We start from the raw sequence: 21,353 nt of genomic DNA, 5'->3' as shown, positions 1-21,353 counted from the left end.
CTGATAAAATTCCTCACTTTATTCACATCTGGACGCGCATCTAATATTATATGTGCTTTATTATTAAGGCTAGCTACTTATGACTCTTACTGCTTTAAATGCGATCTCCCCTATCGACGGGCGTTATGTTAATAAAACAAGGGCTTTAAGTCCTTATTTTAGTGAGTTCGCCTTAATTTACTATCGCCTGACTGTAGAAATTCGCTGGCTTGAATCTTTAGCAGCCAATAATGCAATTTCTGAGGTCCCTCAATTAGATCAGAAGGCTAAGGATTTTCTTGATGATCTTATTGCCAATTTTGATGAAGAAGAGGCCATCAAAATTAAAGAATTTGAGAAACAAACAAATCACGATGTTAAAGCAATAGAATATTATCTAAAAGATAAATTCCAGCAGAATGCCAGTTTGAAAGCAATTACTGCTTTTATTCATTTCGCTTGTACCTCAGAAGATATCAACAATTTAGCTTATGCATTAATGGTCAAACAGGCAATTGCTCAGGTTATTCAACCCACACTTGCTGAAATTATGGGGGGCATTACTCTGCTTGGAAAACAGCATGGCGATGTACCTATGTTATCCAGAACACATGGTCAACCAGCAACACCTACAACCATGGGGAAAGAGTTAGTCAATTTTGTTGCCCGCCTCAAAAGACCACAGCAGCAATTATGTGAAGTCCTGATTCCTGGTAAATTCAATGGTGCCGTTGGTAATTATAACGCTCATACTGTGGCTTATCCCAAAGTTGACTGGCGCAAGCACTGCGCTAATTTTGTTACATCCCTCGGTTTATCTTTTAATGCCTATACCACACAAATCGAGCCACATGATGGATTAGCAGAAGTATCACAAATTATGGTACGTATTAACAATATCCTGCTCGATTACACTCAAGATATTTGGAGCTATATTTCTCTTGGTTACTTTAAACAAAAAACTGTAGCAGAAGAAGTTGGTTCATCCACTATGCCCCATAAGGTGAATCCCATTGATTTTGAAAATGCCGAGGGGAATTTAGGAATGGCGAATGCCCTCTTCATTCATTTTGCAAATAAACTTACTCAATCACGACTGCAGCGAGATTTATCTGATTCTACCGTATTGCGTAATGTAGGTATGGCATTTTCTTACAGTCTTATTGCCTATCTGTCCCTGGCCAAAGGTAATGACAAATTACAGATCAATAAACGTCCTTTACAAGAGGATTTAAAATCAAACTGGGAAGTATTGGCCGAAGCGGTACAAACCATGATGCGTCGTTATAATGTGCCTAATGCCTATGAACAATTAAAAACTATAACCCGCGGACAAGGAATTGATGAACAAAGTCTCAAGCAATTCATCAAGGGGCTCTCAATACCTGAGGAAGCTAAAGAGCAATTAATTAAACTCACACCAGAAAACTATACGGGCCTTGCAACCCAGTTAGTAAAGGCCTTTTTATGAGTGAAACACTCTCGCAACAAGGACAGACCTTTGAGTTTGATGTCCTTGTTTTGGGTACAGGGCTGGCAGGATTACAATATTGCTTACAGCTGATTCAGCTGCAACCCCGGTTAAAAATTGCTTTAATCTGCAAGGCAGAAGCTATTGAATGCAATAGCCGTTATGCCCAAGGTGGAATCGCTGCTGTTTTATCAGCAGAAGACTCTCTGGAATCGCATATTTCCGATACCCTGATTGCCGGAGATGGGCTATGTTATCCACCGGCCGTTGAATTTATTATTCGACAAGGCCCTGAGATGATAAAACAACTGAGTCAATATAATGTTCACTTTAAGCAAGATAGCAAAGGAAATTTTCATCTGGCTCAAGAAGGAGGACATTCCCATCGACGTATTTTTAACTGTGGTGATCAAACCGGCTTATCGATTATCCTAACAATGAACCAACTCGCCCAACAGCAGCACCAAATTCATTTTTTTGAACACCATGTAGCAGTAAATCTAATCACTCATTACCATCCTCATCGTACCGATATTCAAGGAGAGGTGTTAGGGGCTTATATTCTAGATTGTACTGCAAATCGAATTCATACTTTTCTAGCGAACTGTGTGGTATTAGCTACTGGAGGCGCGGGAAAGACATATCGATATACAACAAATCCCATGGTTGCTACCGGAGATGGGGTTGCCATGGCTTATCGTGCTGGCGCAAGAATTGGCAATATGGAGTTCTACCAATTCCATCCTACCCTGCTGCATCATCATTCTTTGAATAATTTCCTCATCTCAGAAGCTGTGCGTGGCGAAGGGGCTTTACTCAGAAACCCTGAAACAGGGGCGCGATTTATGAAACATTACTCCCCTGAGCAAATGGAGTTAGCAACACGTGATGTAGTTGCGCGTGCCATTTTTAGTGAAATTGAACACAGTCAAATGGGATATGTTTATTTAGATATTACCCATCAATCCAAAGAGTTTCTGAAAAAACGTTTCCCGCAAATTTATACGACTTTATTATCCATTGACATTGATATGAGCCAAGATATGATTCCTGTCGTGCCAGCAGCACATTATCAGTGTGGAGGCGTTCTTACGGACATTGATGGCCGCACCGACTTAAAACGACTCTATGCCATAGGAGAAGTCGCTTTTACCGGTTTACATGGTGCCAATCGTCTAGCAAGTAACTCATTGCTTGAAGCTTTAGTCATGGGTTCCAATGCAGCTCGATGTACTTTAAAAGATATTTCTGCTCCGTGGAAATACACCGCACCTATTTCTAACTGGAGTGCACCTAGTGAAGTCAATGCCCGACGCGCCAGCCAAATTAATGCTCAATGGCGTGGCTTAAGAGGAGAAATGACATCTTACGCAGGTATAGTGCGAACTGAAGCAGGACTTGAAGATCTACTACAATTAATAATGAAGCGTAAAAAAATAATTGAAGAATATTATTGGAAGCACAGTATCACCCGAGATTTTATTGAGTTAAGGAACATTATTCTTAATGCCGAACTCATTGTAAGAGCGGCTTTGGCAAGACGAGAATCACGTGGTGGTCATTATCGTGAAGATTACCCTAATAAGAAAGCCGAGGCGCAAGAAAGCATTGCCAAACTTGGATTAATGGATAATTCACCTGAATAATAAGATTATTGCACCCTATAATACCTAAGCGATACATTAAATGATTTTGAGGCAAAATTGATGTTTAAAAACTCCACTCTTTATAAACCTGAAGCCACCTTAATGCATATCAGAAATGATATGAGTATTTGTCAAAGCGACTATCCAATCGACTGGTATCAAGAAGAATTCACTCCCTATGCCCAAGAATACCAGGCATTACCCGATCGCAAACTTACAACAGTTTTAGCCTGGATGACTCCTTATCTTAAAAAAGCTCAAGACCATTTTGGTGAGCGATTATTACTTTTGGCTCATTATTACATGGGTGGCGATATTGTCCGTTTAGTGGAGCAATTTGGAGGACTTATCGGTGACTCCTACCAATTGGCCTTGATGGCAGCGGAACATCCTGAAAAATCTATTATTATTGAATCTGCAGTGCACTTTATGGCGGAATCCATTAGTATTTTAGCGAATTCAAATCAACAGGTTTATATTACTAATCCTAAATCAGGTTGCACCATGGAGATGCTCGCCAAGGACTTCATGGTTGAGCCTGCTTTTCTTGATTTGAATGAACGTTATGGTGCCGAGAATATTTTGCCAGTTTGCTATATGAATACGTCAGGTCGAGTCAAAGCATTAACTGGCGCCCAAGGTGGGGCTGTTTGTACCAGTTCTAATGTGAAAAAAATATTCCAATGGGCGCTAAAACAAAATAAAAAGATCCTTTTTATTCCCGATCAACATATGGGAGAAAACGTAGCTTATTGGTTAGGAATAAAAAATCTTGCCTATTGGCCAGGTGGAACAGCAGGAGCTCAATATTCACTTACAACTCAAGATTCAAAAACTCTAAAACAATTTGATGAGGCCCAATTAATATTATTTGCAAGTCAATGCGCCGTACATACACATTATCAGCCTGAAATGTGTGATTACTGGAATAATCAAGGGTACACTACCATCGTTCATCCAGAGTGCCGAAACTCAGTCATTAAAATAGCACAACACTCAGGTTCTACAGCTTTTATCTGGGACTATGTAGTCCATGATCGTGCTAAAACCAAACGTTATGCGATTGGCACTGAAAATCATATGGTAGAAAATCTAAAACAGCATTGTAAAAGCTTAAATATAGAAGTAATCAATTTGGCTGAAGCACCTAAAAAAGAAAATGAAAAAGGTATAAGCTGCGGTTGTGCTACCATGTCACGAAATGATCCCCCTCATCTAGTCGCACTCGTAGATTTACTAAGGCAAGGAAAAACCATGTCTTATAATGAAGTTAAAGCAGGAGATGTGGTCAATGAATTCACGGGAAGCAGACACAGATTATCGGAGTATGATCAGCAATGGGTTATCGATAATGCAAAAAAATCCTTACAAATGATGATAGATATAACGGAAAACCGCATTTAGACCCTTTCCACATACAAAATAAAAAGTCCGGTTGCTTGTAATCTGGGTTAGCGCAATAAGATTGTTTTGAGATCTCTTGGAAAAAATTCGCAACAGTATTGAAATTTTTGTACTCTTTAATGAACTTTTAATAATAAAAATAATAAGAAGAGTACAATCAAGAATGTTATCTATAATTGTAAGACATTAACAAAGAATTATATAGCGTTACCCACTAAGCTTTAGACAAGGCGCAAGTGAATGAGACGAAGGAGTTTATGTATAATAATATATGACTGAAACCGAGTGAGCTTGCAACGCAGTATAAGGTTTGGCGGGGAAGGCTATAGATAATAAGGATGTTATCTCATGAAAAAAATTATAGTGTGTGGAGCATTATTTAATCTAATCTGTATTCAAGTACATGCTGTACAAACACCTGGTACAATTTCTGAAAAAAAATCTAGCGCCAAATCTTATATTACAACAAAAAAGCCGCAATCAATCGAAATCAATTGTGATTATAGGATTTCTGCTGAAACTCAGAAAATTGATAAAACTTTAGTGGTAAGCTGGGCAAAATATGCTGTACTCCATTCTTTTGATTTTAATTTTCTGTCTTTTGATTCTCAATTGAAGAATTTAAAAGTATGTTATACCCAAAATGGATGGATTAGCTTCATGAATGCATTAAAAGATTCAGGAAATATTAATTCAATTAAAACCCAAAATCTAATGGTGAGCAGTATATTAGATGGAGAAGTTCAATTTATTGAGGATCAGGAAAATCAATGGAAAATGAATGTACCCATTAAAGTTTTTTATAAAAACGATAAAGAAGAGGAGACACATTTTCTCAATGTTTACATAACAATCAGCTGGAGAAACGCATTTAAACTTGGAATAGCTCAAATAATCGCAACACCACGTTTTCCTCCATTATCTCAAAAAACAATAACAATAAGAGAGGCGATAAAAAGTGCTTCTTTGAGCGTGACTCATCAAATAAATAATATGGAGAACCTGAAAAAATTGACCACTTCGTTTCTGACTTCTTTATTCGTTATTACTCCAAGATCATCCTTAGTTCCAAGTCACCCAGAGTTGTGCCTAAAACTAGATCATGAAAATACACACCCGCTCCAACAACTTATTGAAGGACAAAAATATCAAAGTCTAGATACTCCAATCTTAACGTCAGATGATCATAAAAATCCTGTGGAAAGTGTAGGGATAGAAAAATATTTTAACGCGGATGAATTTGAGTGGACTAAAAATCAATTTCTTGCTTTTCAATCGGACATCTTAGTCACTAAATTGCCTAAGTTACTATCCTATTTTAAAGAAAAAGGAACCATTGGATTTAATTCCGCACTACACAATTTAGATACAATAAAAGAGCAGTCTAAAAAACAGTTTCTTGATATTAAATCAGATATCTTAGCCACTAAATTGCCTAAATTACTAACCTATTTTAAAGAAAAAGGAACCATTGGATTTAATTCTGCACTACACAATTTAGATAAAACAAAAGCGATTAAAAATCAAAATCCAAACAGTCAGCACAGAAATATAGAATCACAACTTATCGAAAATAAAAACAATCAGTGGAATGTTACCTTGCCAATGCAAGTAATCTATCAAAATGATAAAAATCAAATTACCCAACTAGTGAATGTTAATTTAACTATAGGCAGGAAAGCAGATGGGGAGCTCGCCATTTTACAAATGAATGCCATTCCGCGTGCAAGTTCTTCATCTTCCAAGAGTGAGATTTCGCAATCTACTCAAGTTCCGAAAATTATTTTTAATACATCTCCTGAACAACCCAAGAGACCAGAGCTAATTAATTGTGATTACAAAACTCCTGACGCAATGACAAAGATTGATGAAAACCTGGTTATAAAATGGGCAGAACAAGCCGCAACTCAATCTTTTAATTTTAATTCTGTATCCGTTGAGACTCAGTTACAGAAATTGGAGTCTTGTTATACTGCAAAAGGTTGGGAGAGCTTTAAGAATGCTTTAGATAAATCGGGAAACATCGCAGCAATTAAATCACAAAAACTTATTATGAGCAGTAAAGTGATCGGTCAAGCAAAACTAACTGCAACTACAAATAATCAATGGAGCATAGCACTGCCTTTACAAGTTGTTTATCAAAACAATCAAGTCAAAATAACTCAATTTCTGAAAGTTCATTTAACTATGGAACGTACACTTACAGGTGAGTTTGGAATTACGCAAATTATTGCTTCACTTAATAATTCAGATAACACAAACACAGCAGCAACTAATTTATTTAATCAGCGCATCGATTCGGTGCAAAAAACACAACAAAGCAATAGTGTGCATAACCAGCTTCCAGTAACACAGTCTACTGAGCAAGCATTACAAAATACGCAACAATCCACGGTAGAGCAACAAAAAGAAAGCAGACCTTACCACAATTTAGATTATAAAATTCCTATTTAGCAGCAAATAGCCTAGGTGCAACGCAGTGGAGCCACAGTTTATTTGAAATAATCTCTCGGTTCTGCACTGCGCCCAGGCACTACCGTTAGTAGTTGGATTGTAAATAAAATAATTTTAATGGCAAGTACAGTCAGGCGATTGCGTACCATCCTTACACATTTGATAGCCAGTAGTTTTATTACAAGAAGCAACCCCACCATGACCTGAACAACATGCCGCATATGCTCCAGCTAATGGACTGCTCAATAAAAAAAGAACTGTAATAAGCTGGTTTCTCCATCTAGAAACCCAATTAGTATTTTTCATTTGAAACTCCATTTCCGTCTATGACATTAATACAGATCAAAAACGCATAATTTATTTTAGTACAAAACCAAACCAATTATGTTTCTCCTTAGATTGAATTGCTGCGGTATAAAACTGACACTGGTCCAGTCCTTGAGTACAAACAAAACCACCCAATGTATCAACCCAATTGTAATCAAGGCGTGATGGAACTTTAGTAAGTGCTTGCCACCAAATAGAATATTCACCTACCGAATTCTTATAGGTACAAACTACTCCTTGCCCATAACCAGCAACTAAAATATTCGCCCGCACAAAACGGGTATTCTCATCTCCTTGTGGAAGATTAGGAGAATAAGGATTCACTATCCACGGAGCTGGTGGAATGCCCCATTTTAAAGAAGTAGTTTGAGGATCAGGACAATTTGTTGTATGCCCCATCTCCGTAAATTGTGCAAGAAAAAAACTAAAAATAAGAATATGACATTTTCTCATAAACCCCTCTTAAGTAATGAGCTATTTTTAAATAATAATATACTAAAACCCATTGTGAGAATTTATTTCTTTGTTATAATGGCCGCTCAAATGCCTGGGTGGCGGAATTGGTAGACGCGCCGGATTCAAAATCCGGTGGTGGTGACACCGTGTGGGTTCGAGTCCCACCCTAGGTACCATAAATAGTTTCAGAATACCGGGTAACTCGAATAGAAGTGCTTTAAACCGCTATTTTATTTCTCAATTTAATAAGGCAGTCAACTGCATTTAATGCAGAAGGATAAGCTGAAAGGCACGGATTTGAACTACGAAGCTTCTCACTTAATTCTTCAATGGTTGATCCGCTAATAATTCCATTGCCAACTACTATATCATTTAGAGCAAATTGAGTGAAACAGTATCGAATATGAGACATAATGTTGTCATAATGATCAAGATTTGTTTTAAGGATTAAACCCAAAGCAATATAACCATCAAAAGGTTTATTTTGATGGTACGTATTAATTACAAACGGAATCTCATAAGCACCCGCTCGTAATAACTCAATTTGATAATCATAACCTGCATTTTTAACAAGCGTTAAACAGAAGTCAAGCTGTTCAGAGGCTAGTTGTTTATGTATTTCAGAAGAAATAATTAAAATTTTAGACATAAGTAATTTTATTTTTTATTATTTTTAAAGCGGATTAAATAATCAACAGCATTAACTGCTTCGTGTACTCTCTCTCCGTTTTCGACACGTTCCTGTAAAATATCCATACTTGGAGCAGAAATAATTCCATTGCCTAAAATCAGGCCATCTAAAGCAAATTTAATAAAACATTCTTTAATATGCTCCCAAATAAATTCATAATGATCAGTTTTACCTTTGAGTAACAAACTCAATGGTAAGTAACCATCAAAGGGATTAGCGCAATGATAATGTTGGATAACAGTTGGGATTTCATATGTACCTGCTTCAACGGTTTCAACCTGATAATTGTACTCATATTGTTTTAACTTGCTTAAACAAGTTTCCAGCTGTTTTTCAGCTAAACCTTTGTAATAATTAGACCAGACTATTAATATATTAGGTTTTGGCATTGCTTACTACTAAGTGAAAAATAATTTTTCATAATACATCATGTAGGGGCCAGTTTCTAGATAATAGAGTATAAACAATATACATAATAGAGAGTACTATGGTAGATATCATTAATCTTAATAAAAAAAGAAAGGCTAAAATTCGCTTGGTAAAAGAAAAAAAGGCTTCTGAAAATCGCATTAAATTCGGAAGAACAAACAAAGAAAAACAGATAGGAAAACAAGATAATGAACGCAATGAACGACATCTAGATGGTCATAAGCTGGAAAAAAAAGAAGAAAAATAAAGACGACAGTCTTTTGATAATAGAATTATTTTTACTTGTGAAGGCATGCAACCTACGCGGAAACAAGTGGAACCCAAAGAGCCTTTGTCAATACAAGAATATTATCGTTATATTTTCTCGCTTCTTTATAAGATGAAAGACCGGCACTGCCCACACCAATAATTGCTATATGACTTTTCTATCCATGAATAGAAGATCTTATTTTGATAATGTATTTTAAAAATTAGCAACGATATGAGTTAGTTGTAAATATTTTTTATTTTCATATCAATTGTAAATGTAAAAAAGCTAACATTGCCAAAGCATAATAGGTAGGCTAGATTTAAAAATTATCGTTAGGAAAATTAAAATGGACTTAGATATACAACATGATAAAAAGAATCAAAGATTCTACGTTGAGATAGATAACAAAGAAAGTAATTTAAAATATAAAAAAATCGATAAACAGACGTTGGATTTTTTCACAACCTTTGTCCCGAAAGAGCAAAGAGGCCAAGGGATTGCCGCCAAGATTACTAATTTTGCTTTGCAATACGCTAAAAAAAATGATTATAAAATTATACCAAGTTGTCCATTTGTTAAAAGCTATATTGATGATAATTCAGAATATAAGGATTTAGTAGTAGGAAAATAAGAATCAGAGGAAAAGGATGATAAATCATTAAAAAAACACTTGCCTCACCATTAAAACGTTGGCCCAAGCGTTTTTTTTCAAGCATTTACGATTGTCTATTTTAAAACCATAAAAAATAAAAATCTGCCTATACTATAAGGATGCACAACATGCGCTTTACGCAACTTAAGGAATTAAGATGTCGACTAAGTGGATAAAAAGTCATTTGACTTTGGTGGCCGGACTGTCATTGCCAATACTGCTCATGCTTGTTTTCGTTATTTCAAACATCCCTTTTTTTAAAACAGATCCTCCACGTTATAGTCTCCTATTTTCTATCTTGGATTCTTCCACTTCCTCCTTTCCTGTGCAAGTCAACTTTACAGTTAAAAATGATAGGTTGACAGCTCAATATTCAAAAGTTCAAAACAATTATTGGGGAATTAAAAAACTCTATTTTTTTGACGCAAAAACACAAAAGGTGCAAGAACTTCCTTTAAATTTTCCACACTTTAACAACAACGCAAATTTCAAGGAAGAGGTGGTGCAAGCAACCAAACAATTTAAAGTGGATACCTCACTGGAATCTCCTGACGGTTATGTCCTGTACACAAATGACAATAATTTAAGTACAGGATTACTTTCAAACCTTTTTCTAGGCAGTCATTATCGAAATAACACGATCTGTCTCAAAAAGAACTCCACCTGCGTCAAATTATATAATTTAGGCACACGCTATTTTACTACGAATAATGTCCAATTTATTGGCTGGGTTAAACCATGAATAAAGAAGAGGCGTTAGAAAAAATCGTTGGACTGGCCAAACGCTACCAAATCGACATTAGGGAAATAGCCTCGGCATTAAAGCCCGTTCAAGCTAACCCTACAGATCAAACAAATTGGTTAAATAAACTATATAGCTATATAGGAGGGATACTTATTTTTGCGGGTATTTGCGCACTGATTGCCATGAAATGGCAAGACTTTAATATCTATGAACGTGTTACCTTAACACTAGGTTTTGGTTTTTGCTCATTTATTTTGGCATTTCTATGTCTAAAATACCCCCCTTACCAAAAAGCGTCGACACCTTTATTTTTAATTGCCCTATTCCTTGAACCCGCAGGACTTGTCATTTTGCTGCAGGAATACGATTTAATGCTGCCAATATGGTGGATATTAATCATAGCTATTATCTATTTCACGCATCAACGTTTTGCCATTTTGTCGGATAAACCACTCATTCTCGCAATCACAACCATTATATTTGGATGGATTCTTTTTGACTACACAGAGGATAATAGCCGTATTATTTTAAACTTAGGTTTTGGCTTTTTAATATTCCTCCTAGGTCTTTATTACCAAGAGAAACAATATAAAATCACAGCTCCTTTGTTTCTTGTTGCCGCGATCCTTGAAGCCAGTGGATTACTTACTTTCTTATCACAATACACTTCCATCTTGATGCCTACCTGGGGGGTACTCATAGTAAGCTTCATCCTCTTTTTGCAACACAGTATTGCATTTATTAGCACCAGACTGACAGTATTGGCCTTTATTACCTTGATTTTCCTTTACTCTTTTTTCCTGGCTGCATTCGAATTACTCGATGTGTCAGAGCGATTAAAATGGTTTATTCTCAGTGCATCCTTATTAGCTGTCAGTTCGTTTATAAATCATTCAAAATATCAAAGTATTTCAGGATTTCTCTTTTTTATATCATCATTGGCACTACTATTAGTAACCTTCGACATCGTTAAAAATAAACCTTATGAAATACTTTATTTGGGATTAGCTTGCGGCTTAATTTATATGGCCATTATAGAAAGCAGCAGAATCTTACTCATAACTGCAAGCGTGTCAACACTGGGCTTCATTTTATATTTTTCAAGCCAGCATTTCCCTCATACTATAGGTTGGCCAATTACCTTGATTTTAATTGGATTACTCTTAGTTGGTGTCAGTGGTATTGTCATGAAGCTAAGTAAAAAATATATGTAGTTAGTAAGGTCCTACTGTACAGGATTCAATTCACCCTCATTCTCCACTTCCTCTAGGTCTTGTTGATTTTCTTTAGTTTGATCTCTTATCAAGATTAAAAAAGGGATAAATGCTAAAGCAAGTAAAATGGAGAGTTGATACAAACCAACCCATCCTATAGCCATTTGTATGCTTGCAGCGACAGGTCCAGAAATAATACGAGGTATTGTCGATAAAGCCACAAGTATAGAAAACTGAGTTCCAGTATATTGTTTATTTACCAAACGCATGAATAAAGCCACCAGTGCTGTAGAACCCATACCTGCTGCAAAGTTGTCAAAAAAAACTGAGATTGCCAATAAGCTAACGTCCTTTCCCACTATTGCCAAAAAAACAAATAAAACATTGGTTAATGCTTGCAGTAAACCAAAAAAAAGCAACGCGCGATACAAAGAAAAACGTATCAATAAAAATCCTGCGCACAAGCCTCCAAGTAAGATGGAGCCAACTCCCAGCATTTTATTGATGTAGCCAATTGTCTCTAAAGAAAAACCAAGTCCTTGGATTAAAAAAGGCATGACAATTCCGCTGGTAGTCGTTGTAAATGCTTCCCCTAGCTTATAACAAAAAATAAAGAGTAAAAGAGGAATAATTCCAGGACGAAATATCAACTCTTTGATGGGATCTATAAAAGATAAAACAAAATTACTTTTTCCTTTATTTACAACACTGGGCTCTTGACTAAAAAAAACAGCAAACATGCCGGCAATCATCATAAGTCCCATAAAGCGATAGGTAAAAGCCCAACCCAATTTTTGCGCCATAACTAAAGCCAAGCCACCCGATAATAATAAAGCAATCCGGTAACCTAAGACGGCTAAAGAAGCGCCTAAAGCATGTTCACTAATTGGCAAATATTCTGCTCTATGAGCATCAATTGCTATATCCTGAGTGGCAGAAAAACAAGCTATAATCAAAGCCAGAAAAGCTATCAATTTAGGATATTGTTCTGGAGTAAACCAAGCCAGTAAATTAAATCCAAGAAGCAATAGGCATTGCATACTTAAAATCCAACTTCGTCGCTTACCCATACTGAATAAGGAGTAACGATCCAAAATAGGCCCCCAAAAAATGCGATAAGCATAGGGCAAACTAATTAAACTTAATGTCCCTGTAGCAAAGACAGACATCCCGCTGTATGCAAACCATGCCTGCAGGGTACTGCTGATTAACGCCATGGGCAAGCCAGAGGAAAAACCTAAAATGAAAACAATAAGTAGACGTTTGTTCATTTTGCGGCTCTCTTTAAGACAGGATAAAGTGTTCTCTAAAAGAAAATCTCACTTTTGTTTTCAAAAGTGAGATCCGATAAGGAAGGAAACCCCTCCTTATTGATTAGGCAGATTTTTTCACAGAGATCAAATGAATTTTGAAAATCAAAGTTTCATTTGGACCTATAGGACCACCTACACTACGTGGGCCATAAGCTAAGTCTGAAGGTACATAAATTTCCCAAGTAGAACCGGCAGGCATTAATTGTAATGCTTCAGTCCAACCAGGAATCACTTGTGATACTTGGAATGTAGCTGGCTTACCTGCTTTTTCAGTGCTATCAAATACAGTACCATCAATTAAAGTACCAGTGTATTCAACAGTTACTGTGTCCGATTTTCCTGGTTTATTTCCAGTACCTGCTTCAATAATTTTATATTGCAAACCACTTGGCAATACAACTACGCCGGATTTTGATTTGTTAGTTGATAAAAAGGTTTCACCTTTAGATTTGTTTTCTTCAGCCTTTTTATTAAACTCAGCGCTGCGCTTCGCCATCAACTCTTTTTGGAATTTATTCAGAACATCTTTCATTTGTTGTTCAGTCAAAATCAATTGGGCACCAGACATCCCATCTTGCATTCCTTTAGCTAATGCGTCCGGATTAATATCAATACCTTGATTTTTGAAGTTTTTTCCTAAATCAGCACCAATACTATAAGATAATTTATCCTTATCCGTAACAAGCGATGTAGCATCAGTAGCAGCAATTACAGTAGACATTGCCAGCCCCATGACGGCCGCAGTGACCAATTTCATCTTCATAAAGAATCCCCTTGTAGTCTTTCTATTGTGAATATCTTTCCAATTTTTGATAGAGAAAGATATTACATTTTAAAATGCAACATAATTCTGCCTAAATTCATATAAAATTACCAGTATTTAAGCTCAATTAATTGTAACTATATTATAAAGCTCATTGCATTAAGGATATACTTAATGCGTATCAATTTATAGACCAATTCAGGAAAAGATGCACGACAAATTATAAAAGTAAATAGTTCACTATAATTAAAATAGACAAATAATTAATAGTTCTCTACACTTTGCACTAATTGTAACAAGAGATTATCCCACATGAACATCAGTGTATTTGATTTATTTTCCATTGGAATTGGGCCATCAAGCTCACATACTGTAGGGCCGATGCTTGCCGCTAATGCCTTCTTAAAATTACTCGAAGATAAACAACTTATGGATCAAGTTCAACGAGTTAGAACTGAACTTTATGGTTCGCTGGCTTTAACCGGAAAAGGGCATGGAACCGATAAAGCCATTTTAAATGGACTGGAAAATAAAGCACCTGAAACTGTTGAACCTGAGTCTATGGTGCCTCGCATGCATGAAATCATTGACTCCCATATGTTAAACTTAGCAGGTAAGAAAAATATTAACTTTAATGAAGCAACTGATTTTCTTTTTTTACAAAAAGAACTGTTACCTAAACATTCTAATGGAATGCGTTTTTCTGCTTTTGATAGCCAAAGCAATTTATTAATTGCGCAAGTTTATTACTCAATTGGAGGTGGTTTTATTACTACTGAAGAAGATTTTTCCAAAGCCACTGAAGATACAAACCCTCCTCCATATCCATTTTCAACAGCAACTCAACTCCTGGAACTGTGTCAGAAAAATAATTTAAGCATTGCAGAATTAATGTTAATTAACGAAAAAACCTGGCGTAGTACAGAAGAAATCCATAAAAGCATTTTGGCAATTGCCAAGGTCATGGATGATTGTATTGCCAATGGGTGCAAACACGATGGCATTTTGCCAGGAGGGCTTAATTTAAAAAGACGCGCTCCAGATTTATATAATAAACTCATGAATGCAAAAGGAGTAAAAAGCATTTTTGAGCAATCCGATATTATGAATTGGTTAAATCTTTATGCCATGGCAGTCAATGAGGAAAATGCAGCTGGTGGACGCATCGTTACCGCGCCGACCAATGGTGCTGCAGGCATTATTCCAGCGGTACTAAAATATTGCCGACATGCACACGATAAAATGAGTAATGAAGACATTTACACCTATTTCCTTACTGCCGCTGCTATAGGCATACTTTATAAAAAAGGAGCCTCCATTTCTGGCGCCGAAGTAGGATGCCAAGGCGAAGTTGGTGTTGCCTCCTCTATGGCTGCAGCAGGTCTTACAGCGGTTCTTGGGGGAACGGTAGCTCAGGTGGAAAATGCTGCAGAAATTGCTATGGAACATCATTTGGGTATGACCTGTGATCCAGTTTTAGGTTTGGTACAAATACCTTGTATTGAACGCAATGCTATGGGCGCAGTAAAAGCAGTGAATGCAACACGAATGGCACTTATTGGCGATGGTCAACACCAAATTTCTCTAGATAAAGTAATCAAGACCATGAAACAAACAGGAATGGACATGCAAAGTATTTATAAAGAAACATCGATGGGGGGATTGGCTGTTAATTTACCTGAATGCTAAGAACGGATAATTGCCCCTCCTATTCACAATTTTTCTTCTAAGTTCATTTTCCAAATCAGATACAAACTGAACATGAATTAAAAGGAACAATTAACAAAAACCCAAGCATCAGGACATTCTTTAGTAAAAAATAAATCACTCATTGCATAACCAACTACGGCTGCGAGTTTATCATTGAAATAAATCAAAGGAACTCGCTCTCTTAACCAAGGAGGAACCCCCCATTCTTGGAACAATTTTTTTAAACGTTTAGTCTGTCCATTCAAAAAAAACTCTTCTCCACCTTGTCTAAATCGGACAAATATTTTTGAATTAGCAGGAATAATTAACCCCTGATTGGCTTTTTGTGTCAATAAATTAACGTTTGCATCAGGAATTACTAAGGGCAAAGGAAATGTAGACCACTCAATAGACCTCGTTCGAAACTCTACTGAAGAAAAGACCTGCTTCGTCGATACAGATCTCGGATACTCATGTGACTTCGTTTGCACCTCGATTCTACGCTCCATGCCTCCACACACCTCTCGCTCTGCAGCAAGTTTGGCTAGAGGTCTAGTGCAAAATGGGAAATTATTTGCATTTTTTTTATCTAAATATAAGTGCTTTTGATAACGACGCACAGTTACCTCGCCCCAACTCACTACCGGAGTTGCATCTGGACTAGCAAAGATCACTTCATCAATCAAACGCCAAAATGTCACAGTTGAGGGCAATTGGATTTGATTGTTTTTCAACCAGACTCTGAGCACATTTGCTATACGATCTCGACTAAGTGCTTTTAATGGTGTAATCAATAAAGAATTGTTTGTTAATTTTTCAAGGTTTTCCAATGTCACATCTTGAACTGCCAACATATCCAGGTTTCTTTTCGCCTGTTGGCAATGAAGTGCTGTTCTTGCGATATTACCCGCAACCCCAGGCCATTTTCTTTTCAGTAAAGGCATAATGTGTTGGCGTAAATAATTTCGCGAATAGTTGATATCCTGATTGCTCTCATCTTCTATCCAGCTCAATTGATGAATGACAGCGTAATGTTCTAATTGCTCTCGGGAATGAGTTAAAAAAGGCCTGGCAATTTTTCCCGGTTCCAATTGGCCAAAATCGGGCATAGCAGCCAAACCATCCACACCAGAACCTCGAAATAGTTGCAATAGAACTGTTTCTGCTTGATCGTTTAAATGATGCCCTAAAATCAAGCAGTCCCGTTCTGTAAGCAAAGAAGAAAAAACTGCATACCGGGCAATACGTGCTCTCTCTTCAATATTGGCTGAACAATCAAATTGCACAGACTGGGTAATTAAAGGAATACCTAAATTCTGACAAAACTGTTGGCAATGTAATTGCCAACGAGAGGCATTCGCGCTAATCCCATGATTTACATGCACTGCGATTAATTTAGCAAGCAAGGTGTGGTGGGAGGCAAGGACATGCAAAAGAACTGTTGAGTCAAGTCCACCACTAAAACCTATAATTAATTTATTAAAATGACTTAGGCGAGAAAACCACTCGGTGCTCAATAAAGGTTTAATCACTTGCTCCCATAGCCATAAATTTTTGATATCTGTCTTCGACCAACTGCCCCAAAGATAATTTCTTTAAGGAACTTAATTCGCTAACTAAAATTTCCTTTAAACGCGCGGCCATTTCATCGACATTACGATGAGCCCCTCCTAACGGTTCAGGAATAACCATATCAATTAACTTATTTTCCAGAATCTTATCTGCGGTAATCCTCATGGCGCGAGCAGCTTCACTTGCTTTGGACGCATCTTTCCAAAGAATCGAAGCACAACCTTCAGGAGAAATTACCGAATAAATACCAAATTGGAGCATTAACACACGGTCACCAACGCCAATTGCCAATGCGCCACCAGATCCTGCTTCTCCTGTTACCACACAAATAATTGGCGTTTTAAGACGTGACATCACGAAAAGATTGCGGGCAATTGCTTCAGATTGATTGCGCTCTTCAGCACCAATTCCGGGATATGCTCCTGCCGTATCAATAAAAGTAAAAATAGGTAATTTGAATTTCTCTGCCATATTCATCAAGCGTAAGGCTTTTCGATACTCCTCCGGACGAGCCATACCAAAATTACGATATACCTTTTCTTTGGTTCGTTTACCTTTCTGATGACCGAGTACCATAACAGGCTCACCATTCAAACGCGCCAAGCCACCAATAATTGCAGGGGCTGAAGAGCAACTTCTGTCACCATGCAGTTCCTGGAAATCAGTAAAAATACGTTCAATATAATCTGTAGTCTGTGGTCTAAGCGGATGTCTTGCCATTTGTGCAATTTGCCAAGGCTCCAAGTTTGAAAAAACTTGAGAGGTTAGCTCAGAACATTTGGTTTGAAGTCGTGCTATTTCGTCACTTAAATTCACTTCGTTATCATGATCTATCATGCGAAGTGCTTCAATTTTCTGATTCAACTCTTCGATGGGTTGCTCAAAATCCAAAAATTGTCTGCTCATTGAATACTCTTTGGTGAATTAAATATCATGGTATATGATAACCTTAACCGACAATTGATGCCAGATTCAAGCAAGCATATGATCATTACCGAATTCAACCCTTTAAATACGGAAAACTGCATCTTAAATGAAGCTCGAATTGATCTTTGGCAATTTTCTTTAGCGCATGAATTAGAAAATGCATATGAACTATTAAATTCTGAAGAGCAAGCGCGTGCAGAACGATTTTATTTCAGTAGACACAAACGCCGTTTCTCTACTGCCCGAGCAATTATGAGGATCATCTTAGCAAGCTATCTTAATATACCAGCAAAACAATTGGAATTTGCTTATAATAACCATGGTAAACCGGAAGTCATTAATGCAGCAAAGTTGCAATTTAATATAAGTCATACTGGTGACTTGGCACTCCTTGCAGTCGGAAGAAGCTTTCCTATAGGTGTAGATATAGAAAAGTATTCTGCTCGACCTTATGAAGGGATTGCAAAAAATTTATTTTCTGACCAAGAATATGAAGAGTTTATTAAAGTCCCTCTTGCTCTAAAACCAGCCATTTTCTTTCATGTTTGGGCCCAAAAAGAAGCCTTTATCAAAGCATGCGGTTTAGGTCTTTCTTACCCAACCAAAAATTTTAGTGTCCCTATATCTATGCCAACCAAACAATTGGTAAATGACCCATTACACAATATGACTTGGCAATTGCGGTCTTTTATGCCAGAAGTAGCCTGCAGCGGTGCTTTATGTCATCATCCTACTGTAAGGGAAATTAGACATGGGTTTATTAATATGCAGCAAAATACTCAATTGATTTTTTAGGTCTATGTCAATGCACTTTACACCTGCACAACTTACATTATTACAATTACTTGGCGATGGTGACTGCCATAGTGGCTCTGAATTGGGGGCAACGTTGGGTATCACTCGATCGGCGATTTGGAAACAAATCAATCATTTAATTGAATCAGGGATCCCTATAAAGCGAATAAGACATCAAGGTTATCAGCTTCCCAATCAATTGATTCTATTAAATAAGCAACAAATTATGAATCATCTTGTTCCACAAAAACAATCGAGTCCCTTCAATCTACACCTATTCACTTCCATTGATTCAACAAATCGTTATCTTAAAGATTTACCTCCCTCAAATACCGTTGATATTTGTTGTGTTGAAATTCAAACTCAGGGCAGAGGTCGATTTGGCAGATACTGGCACTCACCCTTTGGTGAAAATCTTTATTGTTCCAGTCGTTGGAATCTTAACTATGATCTTACCAAGCTTTCGGGATTAAGTTTGGTTACCAGTTTGGCTGTCTTAGCAACTTTAAATGAATTTGACATCTCATCTAATATCAAAATTAAATGGCCCAATGATATTTTATGGACTCACAAAAAACTATGCGGTAGTTTGATTGAAATATTGGCTGAATCTAATGGCAATGTTCAAGTCATCATAGGTATTGGTTTAAACGTAAATACTGATACAAAAAAGAATCCTCTTCCAGATAAGCCTTGGTGCTCCTTATATGAAATAACCAAACAGCGTTTTGATCGTAATTTCCTTATTGCGAGGCTGATTACCAATTTGGAACGCTATCTAATCAAATTTATTCACCATGATCTTAACTTCTTTATGGATGAATGGAATAAATCGGATTATCTGTTTGGAAAACACATCAAAGTGACTCAGTCTTTAAGTACTTTATCTGGGATTGCTTGTGGAATTAATCAGCTCGGACAATTAATACTGCAAGACAAATCAGGTACAAAGCACTTTCTCTCATCAGGAGATACGTCACTTCATGAAAGAGGGTAAAGAATTACAAGATATGGTGAGCACATAGGACAATTAAAATTTGTCCCGAGCATTTTTAAGTACTCGGAACTGGATGAACTGCGAGGAAATCGATTTATACTGCTTCTTCAGATTCGTCTGATTGTTTTTCTTGTTGTATGCGCAAATAAATTTCTTCACGATGGACAGATACATCTTTAGGTGCATTAATACCTAGGCGAACTTGATTACCTTTTACACCTAATACGGTAATATTAACATCATCACCTATAATTAAGGTTTCACCGATACGCCGAGTCAAAATTAACATAAAAATCTCCCTAACAAAGCAGCTACCTATTCCTCCACAGAACGCTATCCATGGTATTCTTGATAGCCAAAAAACGGTCTAAAAACAAACTAATATTTAGTTATACGAGTTTAATTTTACACTCTGATTATTAACAGAGTATTAAGAAAACCAGGAAATATACCCCTTTTTACCTGTTTTGGACAAAAATTTGTGAATTATTTCATTTATAAAATCAATTTGGCCTCTAACAGACAGTTAATGAGACCATATTTCAGACTAGACTTGAAGCAAATAGCACTATTTATTATCCAATACTTCAATTGACTGTTTTTAGGCTAACTTACATAAGAAATACGATTCATAAGCCAGGTATTAATCAAGTATTAAATCAATAAAATGAATTAAATAATTTTTCCTTACTCAGCAGTCGCAAATACCCTTCATTTAGAGATATACTTACCAAACCGTTTTGAACAGGAAATTTTGCATGTCCTTGAAGGCCATGTACAACAACATCGCTGAAGCCAATCGTTTTGGTGCGATTAGTCAGAGTCATCAAATAGCAATTGAACAAATGAAGCACTTTCACTTGGGAATGAAACCACATTATAAAGTTCTTGATTTGGGCGTTGGTGATGGTGCATTTTTAAAAAAACTGCAACAAATTATGCCAAAAGCAGAATTTACTGGAATTGATGTTTCTTCAGAAATGTTAAAACATGCCCGTGAAACGTTACCGCTGATCACTATAGAAGGCAGTGCCACAAAAGCGAGTAAGTTCTTGCCGCCTCACAGCCAGGATTTAATCCTGGCACATTTTATTAATGCCTATATTCCAATTAAGGTTTTATTTCATGAGGCCAAATTACTGACCCGTGCAAATGGTCATTTTTCAATGATTACTACAACTTATGATTCCTTTCCGGTAGCGCAACAATGTTTAGCTGAATTTATTACAGAAGATTCAATTTTAAGTAGTGTAGTTGGCCATTATTATAAATCCATTGTAAAAAATACTACAGTTGTTGCAAATGACAATGAATTGATGCAGGCGTTCGAACAAAATCAATTCGAAGTCATCGCACATCAACGTTTAGAAATACCCATTACCCTAAATACTATTGATGAATTGGCACTTTTTGGTATTGAAGGAACCTGGTTTCTCAATACTTTATCCATTAGGATGTTGCCAAAAATATTTTTGATCCAAAGGATTAAGCGTCTTTTTAGTAAAATCTTTACTTTTCCCTATCATGATACTCATATAATTGATGTCGTTCTTGCCAGGAAATGATAGTCTGCTAATTA

General features: G+C 36.7%; 21 protein-coding genes and 1 tRNA gene. 13 read left to right on the top strand and 9 right to left on the bottom strand.

Annotated features, from left to right (window positions below; genetic code table 11):
- Positions 1–79: 79 nt before the first annotated feature.
- The 4 genes from purB (at position 80) to Ltuc_RS03460 (ending at position 6,954) form a co-directional block, all read left to right on the top strand.
- On the top strand, positions 80–1,450 hold the full coding sequence (gene purB, locus Ltuc_RS03475; protein WP_058519945.1) for an adenylosuccinate lyase: 1,371 nt from the start codon (positions 80–82) through the stop codon (positions 1,448–1,450).
- The gene (gene nadB / locus Ltuc_RS03470) at positions 1,447–3,096 is read left to right on the top strand and encodes an L-aspartate oxidase (RefSeq protein ID WP_058519944.1); all 1,650 of its coding nucleotides are present in this window, start codon (positions 1,447–1,449) and stop codon (positions 3,094–3,096) included. Before purB ends, nadB begins: the two co-directional genes overlap by 4 nt.
- 60 nt (positions 3,097–3,156) lie before the next feature.
- Positions 3,157–4,500 (top strand): quinolinate synthase NadA, encoded by a 1,344-nt coding sequence (nadA, locus tag Ltuc_RS03465; RefSeq protein WP_058519943.1) that lies wholly within the window; start codon positions 3,157–3,159, stop codon positions 4,498–4,500.
- 348 nt (positions 4,501–4,848) lie between these two features.
- On the top strand, positions 4,849–6,954 hold the full coding sequence (locus tag Ltuc_RS03460; protein WP_058519942.1) for a DotI/IcmL family type IV secretion protein: 2,106 nt from the start codon (positions 4,849–4,851) through the stop codon (positions 6,952–6,954).
- 114 nt (positions 6,955–7,068) lie between these two features.
- Here Ltuc_RS03460 and Ltuc_RS03455 read toward each other — a convergent pair whose 3' ends face one another.
- Complete coding sequence (locus tag Ltuc_RS03455) at positions 7,069–7,260, bottom strand: hypothetical protein (protein WP_058519941.1); 192 nt, start codon at positions 7,258–7,260, stop codon at positions 7,069–7,071.
- A gap of 51 nt (positions 7,261–7,311) precedes the next feature.
- A complete protein-coding gene (locus tag Ltuc_RS03450) occupies positions 7,312–7,680 on the bottom strand; it encodes a DUF3757 domain-containing protein (protein ID WP_238584131.1) in 369 nt (122 codons plus the stop codon).
- 146 nt (positions 7,681–7,826) lie between these two features.
- Between Ltuc_RS03450 and Ltuc_RS03445 the strand changes: the two genes are divergently transcribed.
- Positions 7,827–7,913: transfer RNA gene (locus tag Ltuc_RS03445), tRNA-Leu, on the top strand.
- A gap of 41 nt (positions 7,914–7,954) precedes the next feature.
- On the opposite strand, the gene Ltuc_RS03440 is transcribed toward Ltuc_RS03445, so the two are convergent.
- Positions 7,955–8,386 (bottom strand): 6,7-dimethyl-8-ribityllumazine synthase, encoded by a 432-nt coding sequence (locus Ltuc_RS03440; protein WP_058519939.1) that lies wholly within the window; start codon positions 8,384–8,386, stop codon positions 7,955–7,957.
- An 8-nt stretch (positions 8,387–8,394) separates the two neighbouring features.
- Complete coding sequence (locus tag Ltuc_RS03435; RefSeq protein ID WP_058519938.1) at positions 8,395–8,817, bottom strand: 6,7-dimethyl-8-ribityllumazine synthase; 423 nt, start codon at positions 8,815–8,817, stop codon at positions 8,395–8,397.
- A gap of 98 nt (positions 8,818–8,915) precedes the next feature.
- On the opposite strand from Ltuc_RS03435, the gene Ltuc_RS03430 reads away from it, so the two are divergent.
- From Ltuc_RS03430 to Ltuc_RS03415, 4 genes are all read left to right on the top strand, one after another.
- Positions 8,916–9,104: a DUF4169 family protein gene (locus Ltuc_RS03430; protein ID WP_058519937.1), complete on the top strand. Its 189-nt coding sequence runs from the start codon at positions 8,916–8,918 to the stop codon at positions 9,102–9,104.
- 349 nt (positions 9,105–9,453) lie between these two features.
- Entirely contained in the window at positions 9,454–9,738 is a 285-nt protein-coding gene (locus tag Ltuc_RS03425) for a GNAT family N-acetyltransferase (RefSeq protein ID WP_058519936.1), read from the top strand.
- Between the two features lie 178 nt (positions 9,739–9,916).
- The gene (locus Ltuc_RS03420; protein ID WP_058519935.1) at positions 9,917–10,501 is read left to right on the top strand and encodes a hypothetical protein; all 585 of its coding nucleotides are present in this window, start codon (positions 9,917–9,919) and stop codon (positions 10,499–10,501) included.
- Positions 10,498–11,718 carry a hypothetical protein gene (locus tag Ltuc_RS03415; RefSeq protein WP_058519934.1) on the top strand — a complete coding sequence of 407 codons (1,221 nt, stop codon included), beginning with the start codon at positions 10,498–10,500 and terminating at the stop codon, positions 11,716–11,718. The genes Ltuc_RS03420 and Ltuc_RS03415 overlap by 4 nt, the downstream gene beginning before the upstream one ends.
- Positions 11,719–11,729: 11 nt before the next feature.
- Here the strand turns inward: Ltuc_RS03415 and Ltuc_RS03410 are convergent, their stop codons facing one another.
- Positions 11,730–12,989, bottom strand: a complete 1,260-nt coding sequence (locus Ltuc_RS03410) for an AmpG family muropeptide MFS transporter (protein WP_058519933.1) — start codon at positions 12,987–12,989, stop codon at positions 11,730–11,732.
- 103 nt (positions 12,990–13,092) lie between these two features.
- Positions 13,093–13,794, bottom strand: coding sequence for a BamJ family beta-barrel-assembly machinery protein (locus Ltuc_RS03405; protein ID WP_058519932.1), 702 nt, complete (start codon positions 13,792–13,794; stop codon positions 13,093–13,095).
- 312 nt (positions 13,795–14,106) lie between these two features.
- Between Ltuc_RS03405 and Ltuc_RS03400 the strand changes: the two genes are divergently transcribed.
- The gene (locus Ltuc_RS03400) at positions 14,107–15,483 is read left to right on the top strand and encodes an L-serine ammonia-lyase (RefSeq protein ID WP_058519931.1); all 1,377 of its coding nucleotides are present in this window, start codon (positions 14,107–14,109) and stop codon (positions 15,481–15,483) included.
- 77 nt (positions 15,484–15,560) lie between these two features.
- Here the strand turns inward: Ltuc_RS03400 and tilS are convergent, their stop codons facing one another.
- Positions 15,561–17,015, bottom strand: a complete 1,455-nt coding sequence (gene tilS, locus Ltuc_RS03395; RefSeq protein WP_058519930.1) for a tRNA lysidine(34) synthetase TilS — start codon at positions 17,013–17,015, stop codon at positions 15,561–15,563.
- Positions 17,008–17,961 carry an acetyl-CoA carboxylase carboxyltransferase subunit alpha gene (locus tag Ltuc_RS03390; protein ID WP_058519929.1) on the bottom strand — a complete coding sequence of 318 codons (954 nt, stop codon included), beginning with the start codon at positions 17,959–17,961 and terminating at the stop codon, positions 17,008–17,010. The genes tilS and Ltuc_RS03390 overlap by 8 nt, the downstream gene beginning before the upstream one ends.
- Positions 17,962–18,039: 78 nt before the next feature.
- Here Ltuc_RS03390 and Ltuc_RS03385 point away from each other — a divergent pair, with 78 nt between their 5' ends.
- On the top strand, positions 18,040–18,777 hold the full coding sequence (locus tag Ltuc_RS03385; protein WP_058521588.1) for a 4'-phosphopantetheinyl transferase family protein: 738 nt from the start codon (positions 18,040–18,042) through the stop codon (positions 18,775–18,777).
- 10 nt (positions 18,778–18,787) lie between these two features.
- Positions 18,788–19,774 carry a biotin--[acetyl-CoA-carboxylase] ligase gene (locus Ltuc_RS03380; RefSeq protein ID WP_058521587.1) on the top strand — a complete coding sequence of 329 codons (987 nt, stop codon included), beginning with the start codon at positions 18,788–18,790 and terminating at the stop codon, positions 19,772–19,774.
- A 94-nt stretch (positions 19,775–19,868) separates the two neighbouring features.
- On the opposite strand, the gene csrA is transcribed toward Ltuc_RS03380, so the two are convergent.
- Positions 19,869–20,063: a carbon storage regulator CsrA gene (csrA, locus tag Ltuc_RS03375; RefSeq protein ID WP_010654169.1), complete on the bottom strand. Its 195-nt coding sequence runs from the start codon at positions 20,061–20,063 to the stop codon at positions 19,869–19,871.
- A gap of 469 nt (positions 20,064–20,532) precedes the next feature.
- Between csrA and Ltuc_RS03370 the strand changes: the two genes are divergently transcribed.
- Positions 20,533–21,339 carry a class I SAM-dependent methyltransferase gene (locus tag Ltuc_RS03370; protein ID WP_058519928.1) on the top strand — a complete coding sequence of 269 codons (807 nt, stop codon included), beginning with the start codon at positions 20,533–20,535 and terminating at the stop codon, positions 21,337–21,339.
- The last annotated feature ends 14 nt before the right edge of the window (positions 21,340–21,353 follow it).

Source organism: Legionella tucsonensis, assembly GCF_001468035.1.
Lineage (GTDB): Bacteria > Pseudomonadota > Gammaproteobacteria > Legionellales > Legionellaceae > Legionella > Legionella tucsonensis.
Note: the sequence above shows the minus strand (reverse complement) of the source record. Positions and strands in the feature narration are given on the sequence as shown.

Excerpts from the sequence above, each read along its gene's own strand:
- Ltuc_RS03430 (WP_058519937.1), top strand. The coding sequence starts at position 8,916 with ATGGTAGATATCATTAATCTTAATAAAAAAAGAAAGGCTAAAATTCGC.
- Ltuc_RS03440 (WP_058519939.1), bottom strand. The coding sequence starts at position 8,386 with ATGTCTAAAATTTTAATTATTTCTTCTGAAATACATAAACAACTAGCC.
- Ltuc_RS03435 (WP_058519938.1), bottom strand. The coding sequence starts at position 8,817 with ATGCCAAAACCTAATATATTAATAGTCTGGTCTAATTATTACAAAGGT.
- Ltuc_RS03455 (WP_058519941.1), bottom strand. The coding sequence starts at position 7,260 with ATGAAAAATACTAATTGGGTTTCTAGATGGAGAAACCAGCTTATTACA.
- nadA (WP_058519943.1), top strand. The coding sequence starts at position 3,157 with ATGTTTAAAAACTCCACTCTTTATAAACCTGAAGCCACCTTAATGCAT.
- Ltuc_RS03385 (WP_058521588.1), top strand. The coding sequence starts at position 18,040 with ATGATCATTACCGAATTCAACCCTTTAAATACGGAAAACTGCATCTTA.
- Ltuc_RS03405 (WP_058519932.1), bottom strand. The coding sequence starts at position 13,794 with ATGAAGATGAAATTGGTCACTGCGGCCGTCATGGGGCTGGCAATGTCT.
- nadB (WP_058519944.1), top strand. The coding sequence starts at position 1,447 with ATGAGTGAAACACTCTCGCAACAAGGACAGACCTTTGAGTTTGATGTC.
- Ltuc_RS03415 (WP_058519934.1), top strand. The coding sequence starts at position 10,498 with ATGAATAAAGAAGAGGCGTTAGAAAAAATCGTTGGACTGGCCAAACGC.
- Ltuc_RS03460 (WP_058519942.1), top strand. The coding sequence starts at position 4,849 with ATGAAAAAAATTATAGTGTGTGGAGCATTATTTAATCTAATCTGTATT.
- Ltuc_RS03380 (WP_058521587.1), top strand. The coding sequence starts at position 18,788 with ATGCACTTTACACCTGCACAACTTACATTATTACAATTACTTGGCGAT.
- Ltuc_RS03390 (WP_058519929.1), bottom strand. The coding sequence starts at position 17,961 with ATGAGCAGACAATTTTTGGATTTTGAGCAACCCATCGAAGAGTTGAAT.
- Ltuc_RS03370 (WP_058519928.1), top strand. The coding sequence starts at position 20,533 with ATGTCCTTGAAGGCCATGTACAACAACATCGCTGAAGCCAATCGTTTT.
- Ltuc_RS03450 (WP_238584131.1), bottom strand. The coding sequence starts at position 7,680 with ATGGGGCATACAACAAATTGTCCTGATCCTCAAACTACTTCTTTAAAA.
- csrA (WP_010654169.1), bottom strand. The coding sequence starts at position 20,063 with ATGTTAATTTTGACTCGGCGTATCGGTGAAACCTTAATTATAGGTGAT.
- Ltuc_RS03425 (WP_058519936.1), top strand. The coding sequence starts at position 9,454 with ATGGACTTAGATATACAACATGATAAAAAGAATCAAAGATTCTACGTT.
- Ltuc_RS03420 (WP_058519935.1), top strand. The coding sequence starts at position 9,917 with ATGTCGACTAAGTGGATAAAAAGTCATTTGACTTTGGTGGCCGGACTG.
- Ltuc_RS03400 (WP_058519931.1), top strand. The coding sequence starts at position 14,107 with ATGAACATCAGTGTATTTGATTTATTTTCCATTGGAATTGGGCCATCA.
- Ltuc_RS03410 (WP_058519933.1), bottom strand. The coding sequence starts at position 12,989 with ATGAACAAACGTCTACTTATTGTTTTCATTTTAGGTTTTTCCTCTGGC.
- purB (WP_058519945.1), top strand. The coding sequence starts at position 80 with ATGACTCTTACTGCTTTAAATGCGATCTCCCCTATCGACGGGCGTTAT.